General features: G+C 39.5%; 11 protein-coding genes and 1 pseudogene. 10 read left to right on the top strand and 2 right to left on the bottom strand.

The features are described from left to right. Window positions 1–112 (bottom strand): helix-turn-helix domain-containing protein (locus CRYPD_RS08495; RefSeq protein ID WP_171004391.1); only part of this gene is annotated, 112 nt, incomplete at its 3' end. 188 nt (window positions 113–300) lie between these two features. On the opposite strand from CRYPD_RS08495, the gene cysE reads away from it, so the two are divergent. From cysE to fdx, 10 genes are all read left to right on the top strand, one after another. Beyond that, entirely contained in the window at window positions 301–918 is a 618-nt protein-coding gene (gene cysE / locus CRYPD_RS07115; RefSeq protein ID WP_138146893.1) for a serine O-acetyltransferase, read from the top strand. 50 nt (window positions 919–968) lie between these two features. Further along, on the top strand, window positions 969–1,394 hold the full coding sequence (locus tag CRYPD_RS07110) for an Rrf2 family transcriptional regulator (RefSeq protein ID WP_138146892.1): 426 nt from the start codon (window positions 969–971) through the stop codon (window positions 1,392–1,394). 25 nt (window positions 1,395–1,419) lie between these two features. Next, on the top strand, window positions 1,420–2,634 hold the full coding sequence (locus tag CRYPD_RS07105) for an IscS subfamily cysteine desulfurase (protein ID WP_138146891.1): 1,215 nt from the start codon (window positions 1,420–1,422) through the stop codon (window positions 2,632–2,634). A 79-nt stretch (window positions 2,635–2,713) separates the two neighbouring features. Then, complete coding sequence (gene iscU / locus CRYPD_RS07100; RefSeq protein WP_138146890.1) at window positions 2,714–3,091, top strand: Fe-S cluster assembly scaffold IscU; 378 nt, start codon at window positions 2,714–2,716, stop codon at window positions 3,089–3,091. 3 nt (window positions 3,092–3,094) lie between these two features. Continuing rightward, window positions 3,095–3,415 carry an iron-sulfur cluster assembly protein IscA gene (iscA, locus tag CRYPD_RS07095; protein WP_138146889.1) on the top strand — a complete coding sequence of 107 codons (321 nt, stop codon included), beginning with the start codon at window positions 3,095–3,097 and terminating at the stop codon, window positions 3,413–3,415. A gap of 17 nt (window positions 3,416–3,432) precedes the next feature. Further along, the gene (hscB, locus tag CRYPD_RS07090) at window positions 3,433–3,945 is read left to right on the top strand and encodes a Fe-S protein assembly co-chaperone HscB (protein ID WP_138146888.1); all 513 of its coding nucleotides are present in this window, start codon (window positions 3,433–3,435) and stop codon (window positions 3,943–3,945) included. Then, on the top strand, window positions 3,942–4,094 hold the full coding sequence (locus tag CRYPD_RS08180) for a hypothetical protein (RefSeq protein ID WP_171004390.1): 153 nt from the start codon (window positions 3,942–3,944) through the stop codon (window positions 4,092–4,094). The genes hscB and CRYPD_RS08180 overlap by 4 nt, the downstream gene beginning before the upstream one ends. A 22-nt stretch (window positions 4,095–4,116) precedes the next feature. Then, window positions 4,117–4,200 carry a zeta toxin family protein gene (locus CRYPD_RS08385; protein WP_280178682.1) on the top strand — a complete coding sequence of 28 codons (84 nt, stop codon included), beginning with the start codon at window positions 4,117–4,119 and terminating at the stop codon, window positions 4,198–4,200. A gap of 7 nt (window positions 4,201–4,207) precedes the next feature. Further along, a complete protein-coding gene (gene hscA, locus CRYPD_RS07080; protein WP_138146887.1) occupies window positions 4,208–6,058 on the top strand; it encodes a Fe-S protein assembly chaperone HscA in 1,851 nt (616 codons plus the stop codon). A gap of 29 nt (window positions 6,059–6,087) precedes the next feature. Then, window positions 6,088–6,426, top strand: a complete 339-nt coding sequence (gene fdx, locus CRYPD_RS07075; protein ID WP_138146886.1) for an ISC system 2Fe-2S type ferredoxin — start codon at window positions 6,088–6,090, stop codon at window positions 6,424–6,426. Between the two features lie 52 nt (window positions 6,427–6,478). On the opposite strand, the pseudogene CRYPD_RS07070 reads toward fdx, so the two are convergent. Continuing rightward, window positions 6,479–6,649: pseudogene (locus tag CRYPD_RS07070) on the bottom strand (IS30 family transposase); the annotation flags it as partial. Window positions 6,650–6,775 lie beyond the last annotated feature (126 nt).

Raw genomic sequence — 6,775 nt, 5'->3', positions numbered from 1 at the left:
TAGTTGCCGGACTTCTGTTTAACAGATTGGCAATGCCAATCTGATTCATATGTAGTTGTAAACACGCTTTTATCTGGTATCGTTCATCGTTAGTCAGTTGTTGATAATTCATTGCAATTTCCCGTAGAGACCTTTACATAAATACGAATAATCATCAAAAAATCCACTTTTTACCAACTTAGCAACTTTTTAAACCCAGCCTTGGTTCTGCTAGGACAGGGTTTAAGAAAATTATCAATTTGACAAAAATTGAATTCTGTTAATCATCCATATTTATGCAAAGGTCTCTATAATATGCAGATGAAATTTATTGAAGACATTCAAAGTGTATTTGACCGAGACCCATCAGCAAGAAACACTTTTGAAATAATAACCACTTATTCTGGCGTGCAGGCGATGTTGTTTTATCGTCTGTCGCATCGATTATGGCTGTTGAAACTTAAATGGCTGTCCAGATTTATCTCTATGTTGGCAAGATGGCTAACCGGTATTGAAATCCATCCTGCAGCTAAGATTGGCAGGCGGTTTTTTATTGACCATGGCATGGGCGTAGTGATTGGCGAAACGGCTGAGATTGGCGATGATTGCACGCTTTATCATGGCGTTACCTTGGGTGGTACTACTTGGAAAAAAGGCAAACGCCATCCGACTTTAAAAAATAATATAGTGGTTGGCGCAGGCGCTAAAATCCTAGGTCCAATTACGCTTGAAAATGGTGCCAGAATAGGCTCAAATGCAGTAGTAACCAAATCTGTTTTTACCAATGAAACTGTGGTGGGTGTGCCAGGCAGAGTGCTGAGCGATAAATCAGAGCATTTAAGTTTTGATGCCTATGGCGTGAGTAACGACAACGACCCAAATATTGAAGCAATAAAGTCCATTCTTAAACGCTTAGATGAAATTGAAAATAAAACTTGACTAAAATACTTGGTTATATATAATGTCAAGTTTTGGCTAGAGTATTAATTATGCAACTCACTACTAAAGGTCGTTACGCAGTTACAGCGATGTTAGATTTAGCGTCCAATAATACAGGCAAACCGATTACGCTGGATATTATCTCTCAAAGGCAAAACATCTCTCTGTCGTATTTAGAGCAATTATTTGCCAAACTCAGAAAGGCATCACTGGTAAAAAGTGTGCGTGGACCAGGTGGTGGTTATTTGCTTGATGCACAAGCAAAAGACATTAGCCTTACTCAAATCATTGAGGCGGTTGATGAAAACATTGATTTGCGTCGTTGTAAGGGTGCAAGCGGATGTAATAATGGAAAGCAGTGTATCTCTCATCAATTATGGTGCGATGTGAGCAACCAAATTAGAATATTTTTAAGCAGTAAAACATTACAAATGGTGATTGACAATCACGACCTCAATCCCAGTGAAGGGCTATAACGAAATAATAAAGGACTAAAAGACTATGACGATACCTACTTATATGGATTATTCTGCTACCACGCCCGTTGACAAGCGTGTTGCAGAGAAAATGATGAAATACCTAACCATGGATGGCGATTTTGGCAATCCAGCCTCTAATTCACACTATTATGGCTGGCAGGCAGATGATGCAGTCAAAAAAGCCAGAAAACAAGTAGCAGACTTGATTAGTGCCGATCCAAGAGAGATTGTTTGGACATCGGGTGCAACTGAATCAGACAATTTAGCAATTAAGGGTATTGCGCATTTTTACAAGAAAAAAGGCAAGCATATTATTACCTTAAAAACAGAGCATAAGGCAGTATTAGACACTTGCAGGCAGCTTGAGCGTGAAGGTTATGAAGTTACTTATCTAGACCCAATGCCGAATGGCTTGTTAGATTTAAAAGTGCTGAAAGATGCAATTCGTGAAGACACTATTCTAGTGTCTGTTATGCATGTGAACAACGAAATTGGCGTTATTCAAGACATTGAAGCGATTGGCAATCTTTGTCGTGAGCATAAAGTTTTTTTCCATGTTGATGCAGCACAATCAGCTGGCAAAGTGGCAATTGATACAAGTAAATTACCAGTTGATTTAATGAGTTTTTCAGCACACAAAATTTATGGACCTAAAGGCATGGGCGCTTTGTATGTGCGTCGTAAGCCACGCGTACGCCTAGAGGCACAAATGCACGGCGGTGGGCATGAGCGTGGTATGCGCTCAGGCACGCTGGCAACACACCAAATTGTAGGTATGGGTGAGGCATTTGCCATTGCACAGACTGAAATGGCTGAGGAAAACAAACGAATTACCGCATTACGCGACCGTTTGTTAGCAGGTTTTATCGACATGGAAGAGGTGCAAGTGAATGGTGATTTAGAGCACCGTATTCCAGGCAATCTCAATATTAGTTTTAACTATGTGGAAGGCGAATCACTAATGATGGCAATCAATGAGGTGGCTGTGTCTTCGGGCTCTGCTTGCACCAGTGCCAGTCTTGAGCCATCTTATGTATTACGAGCACTCGGATTGAACGATGAATTAGCACACAGTTCTATTCGTTTTAGCATTGGTCGTTATACCACTGAGACTGATATTGATAAGGCGATTGTCTTGGTGCGTGAAAAAGTAGAAAAACTGCGTGATTTATCGCCATTGTGGGATATGTTTAAAGACGGCGTTGATTTAAGCAAGGTTGAATGGGCTGCCCATTAAAATGAGCATAATAAATGCATGGGTTAGCAACTCGCAACAAGGTTAGAATAACAATAAGTATTTAATAAGGAGAAATAATATGGCATATGGTGAAAAAGTACTAGACCATTACGAGAATCCACGCAATGTGGGTGTTTTAGACAAAGACGCTAAAAATGTTGGCACAGGTATGGTCGGTGCACCTGCTTGTGGCGATGTAATGCGTTTGCAGATTCAGGTTGATGGTAATGGTGTGATTGAAGAGGCAAAATTTAAAACTTACGGCTGTGGCTCTGCGATTGCCTCAAGTTCGCTATTAACAGAATGGGTTAAAGGTAAAACTTTAGACGAAGCAGCACAGATTAAAAATGTTGATATTGCTGAAGAATTGGCCTTACCGCCAGTAAAAATACACTGTTCAGTTTTGGCTGAAGATGCGATTAAAGCAGCGATTGAAGATATTAAAAGTAAGGCGTAATAAATGATTACTCTCACAGATACTGCTGCTAATCGTGTTACTGGCTTTTTAGCCAATCGAGGATCGGGCGTTGGTATTCGCCTATCTGTGCAAACAACAGGCTGTTCTGGTTTGGGTTACAACATGGAGTTTGTTGATAGCACTAATGACGATGATACTGTTTTTGAAGATAATGGTGTTAAAGTTATTATTGACGCCAAAAGTTTGATTTATTTAGATGGCACCGAGGTGGATTTTGTCAAAGAAGGTCTTAATGAAGGGTTTGAGTTTAACAATCCAAATGCTAAAGCCGAATGTGGCTGTGGCGAATCTTTCACTGTATAAATTAAGCTTCTTCGGCTATGCAAAACTATTTTGAGTTATTTTCTTTAGAGGTTAATTTTGCAATAGATTTAAATGCTTTGGAGCAAATTTATCAAATACAAATTGCTCGGTATCATCCTGATAAATTTGCTACAGGCAGTGACAAAGAAAAAACGCTTGCTGTGCAAAATACCTCGCTGATTAACAGTGCTTTTGAGACGCTAAAGTCGCCATTATTGCGTGCCACTTATTTATTAGAATTGCAAGGTATCAATGCTTTTGATGAGAAAGATACGCAAATGGATGTGAATTTTTTGATGAGTCAAATTGAGTTAAGAGAGTCGTTAGAGGCGATAAAAGCAGAAGAAAATGAAATGGCGCTGGATGATTTTATTGTAGATGTCGGTGGTAAAATTAAGATTAACATTGAACAAATGCAAGTCTTTTTTAAGGAGAATAGCCTTGATAAAATTAAGAACTTGGCTAGAGAATTGAAGTTCTATACACAGCTCAACACACAGGCAAATCAATTAATGGATGAATTATTATGAAACAAGAATTTGATAAAAAAGAAAAGTCAATACTTGGGCTGGATAAGTTGTTTAAAGATATTGCTACAAATGTGCAGTGCGAAAATAACAACATAAGATGGTTTGACAATTCAAAACCTTCAAAAACATTAATTGCAAAGTTAAAATAATTTTTTTCATAACAAGAAAAAGATGAAAAAACCTGTTTTAATCATTGTTGCAGGACCGAATGGGTCTGGAAAAACTACCATTGCTCAACAATTGTTAATGGAGTAATTTACTAATGGCATTACTACAAATTTCAGAACCCGGTCAAATCACCGCACCGCACCAACATAAATTAGCGATTGGCATTGATTTGGGTACCACTAATTCTTTGGTGGCGACAGTGCAAAGTGGCGAGAGTAGGGTGCTGAAAGATGAAAACAACAAGGCGATTTTGCCCTCAGTTGTGCATTGTGGTAAAGACAACAAACTCACAGTGGGTTGCGACGCTTGCCCTTATGCAAAAACCGACCCAACTAACACAATTATATCGGTTAAACGCTTTATAGGGTTGAGCTATCAAGAAGTTAAGGCTTTTAAAAATTGTCCATATCACTTGGTGGAAAATGGCAATAATGTGCAATTTCATACCGCTATGGGTGATTTGTCTGCGGTAGAGATTTCATCAACTATTTTAACCTCGCTCAAACAGCGTGCGGAAAAAGCCCTTGGTGGCGATTTAGTCGGTGCTGTGATTACTGTGCCTGCTTATTTTAACGATGCACAACGACAAGCCACCAAAGATGCGGCAACGCTGGCAGGATTAAATACCTTAAGATTATTAAATGAACCAACGGCGGCGGCAGTTGCTTATGGCTTAGAGTCAGGTGAAGAGGGTATTCATGCTGTGTATGATTTGGGGGGCGGTACTTTTGATGTTTCGATTTTGAGTTTTCAAAAAGGGGTGTTTAAAGTGTTGGCAACGGGTGGCGATTCTACTTTAGGTGGCGATGATTTTGACCAATTGATTATTGATGATTGTGTCGAAATGTTAAAACTGGGTGAATTAACCCCTGTGCAAATGCAGAAAATTAAGCAGTTTGCACGCACTGCAAAGGAAACTCTAACTGATCATGAGTTGGCTGAATTCAACTGCGTGGAAGCACCGTATCGCATTACCAGAGAAAAATTTGAATCTTTGTCTAAGGTGTTAATCAAGCACACATTGTTATTGACTAAACGCGCGGTAAGAGATGCTGAAATTGAAATGAGTGAAATTAAAGACATTGTCATGGTGGGTGGATCAACTCGAATGCCTTTGGTTAGAAGCATGGTTGGCGATTTATTTGGCAAGCCTGTTTTATGCACTATTAATCCCGATGAAGTGGTGGCAAAAGGGGCTGCCATTCAAGCCAATTCATTAGCAGGTAATAAATCACAAGAGGATGTGTTGCTGCTGGATGTGTTACCTTTGTCGCTCGGTTTGGAGACCATGGGTGGCTTGGTAGAGAAGGTGGTGCATCGAAATACTACTATTCCTATTACTAGAGCACAAGAATTTACCACTTTTAAAGATGGGCAAACAGCAATGAGCGTGCATGTGCTGCAAGGTGAGCGGGAATTGGTTAAAGATTGCCGTTCACTTGGAAAATTTGAACTCAGAGGTATTCCGCCCATGGTTGCAGGCAATGCACGCATTAGAGTGGAATTTCAAGTGGATGCTGATGGCTTGCTATCTGTTAGTGCCACCGAAGAAACTTCAGGTGTTAAAGCCGATGTGACAATCAAACCCTCTTACGGATTGGGTGATAGCGAGATGGAGCAAATGCTGAAAGACTCTATTTTATTTGCTAAAGATGATATAGAATCTAGGCAGTTGCACGAAACACAAGTGGAAGCAGACAGAACACTAGAAGCGATTGATTCAGCACTGGCTAAAGATGCAGAAATGCTAGACAAAGCGATGGTTGACGCAATTATGCAAGCTAAATTAGAGTTAGCTGGCGTTGCAAAAGACAACAACGAGAAAGCCATTCAAGATAAAATAGACAACCTTGAAGCGGTCAGTGCTAAGTTTGTAGAAATGCGTATGAACAGTAGTATCGCACAAGCCATGAAAGGTCATAATGTTAATGAATTTTCCAATTAAAAAATTGGTTTTAATACAGGAGTAAAAAAATGCCACAAATAATTATATTGCCACACGAAGAACTTTGCCCAGAAGGTGCTGTTATTGAAGCTGAGAAGGGTGTTAGTATTTGTAAAGCAATGCTTGCCAACGATATTGACATTGAACACGCCTGTGAAATGTCCAATGCCTGCACCACCTGCCACATTTATGTGCGTGAAGGTTTTGATGACATTGAAGAATCTGATGAAACAGAAGATGATTTACTTGATAAAGCGTGGGGATTAGACCCAGATTCTCGCCTATCCTGTCAAGCACTTGTTAACAATATTGATTTGGTAATTGAAATTCCAAAATACACCATTAACCAAGTGAGCGAAAATCATTAAAAATTTGTCAACCTATTTAATACTTGAATTCGCACATTAAGTGCAATTTCTCCTAAGCCGTTAATAAATCAACAGCCTTTCCTAAAAATAACTCAACTGGTTGTTTCTCACCTCGTGTTTTTCGAGGTCTTGTGTTGAGTCGCTTCATGACAAATTCAATCTGTGAATTTGTCACCTTGTTAAAGTCAGTACCCTTTGGGAAGTACTGTCTAATCAAGCCATTAGAGACCTTTGCATAAATATGAATAATCATCAAAAATCCACTTTTCACCTGCTTGGCGATTTTTTAAACCCAGCCTTAGCCCTGCTAGGACAAGGTTTAAGAAAATCACCAATCTGGCAAAAATTG

This window comes from Bathymodiolus heckerae thiotrophic gill symbiont (assembly GCF_900180345.1).
Classification (GTDB): domain Bacteria; phylum Pseudomonadota; class Gammaproteobacteria; order PS1; family Pseudothioglobaceae; genus Thiodubiliella.
This window is presented reverse-complemented; position numbering and strand designations above follow the sequence as displayed.

What these genes read in the sequence shown, in the direction of transcription:
- cysE (WP_138146893.1), top strand. Translation starts at nt 301, where the DNA reads ATGAAATTTATTGAAGACATTCAAAGTGTATTTGACCGAGACCCATCA.
- CRYPD_RS07110 (WP_138146892.1), top strand. Translation starts at nt 969, where the DNA reads ATGCAACTCACTACTAAAGGTCGTTACGCAGTTACAGCGATGTTAGAT.
- CRYPD_RS07105 (WP_138146891.1), top strand. Translation starts at nt 1,420, where the DNA reads ATGACGATACCTACTTATATGGATTATTCTGCTACCACGCCCGTTGAC.
- iscU (WP_138146890.1), top strand. Translation starts at nt 2,714, where the DNA reads ATGGCATATGGTGAAAAAGTACTAGACCATTACGAGAATCCACGCAAT.
- iscA (WP_138146889.1), top strand. Translation starts at nt 3,095, where the DNA reads ATGATTACTCTCACAGATACTGCTGCTAATCGTGTTACTGGCTTTTTA.
- hscB (WP_138146888.1), top strand. Translation starts at nt 3,433, where the DNA reads ATGCAAAACTATTTTGAGTTATTTTCTTTAGAGGTTAATTTTGCAATA.
- CRYPD_RS08180 (WP_171004390.1), top strand. Translation starts at nt 3,942, where the DNA reads ATGAAACAAGAATTTGATAAAAAAGAAAAGTCAATACTTGGGCTGGAT.
- CRYPD_RS08385 (WP_280178682.1), top strand. Translation starts at nt 4,117, where the DNA reads ATGAAAAAACCTGTTTTAATCATTGTTGCAGGACCGAATGGGTCTGGA.
- hscA (WP_138146887.1), top strand. Translation starts at nt 4,208, where the DNA reads ATGGCATTACTACAAATTTCAGAACCCGGTCAAATCACCGCACCGCAC.
- fdx (WP_138146886.1), top strand. Translation starts at nt 6,088, where the DNA reads ATGCCACAAATAATTATATTGCCACACGAAGAACTTTGCCCAGAAGGT.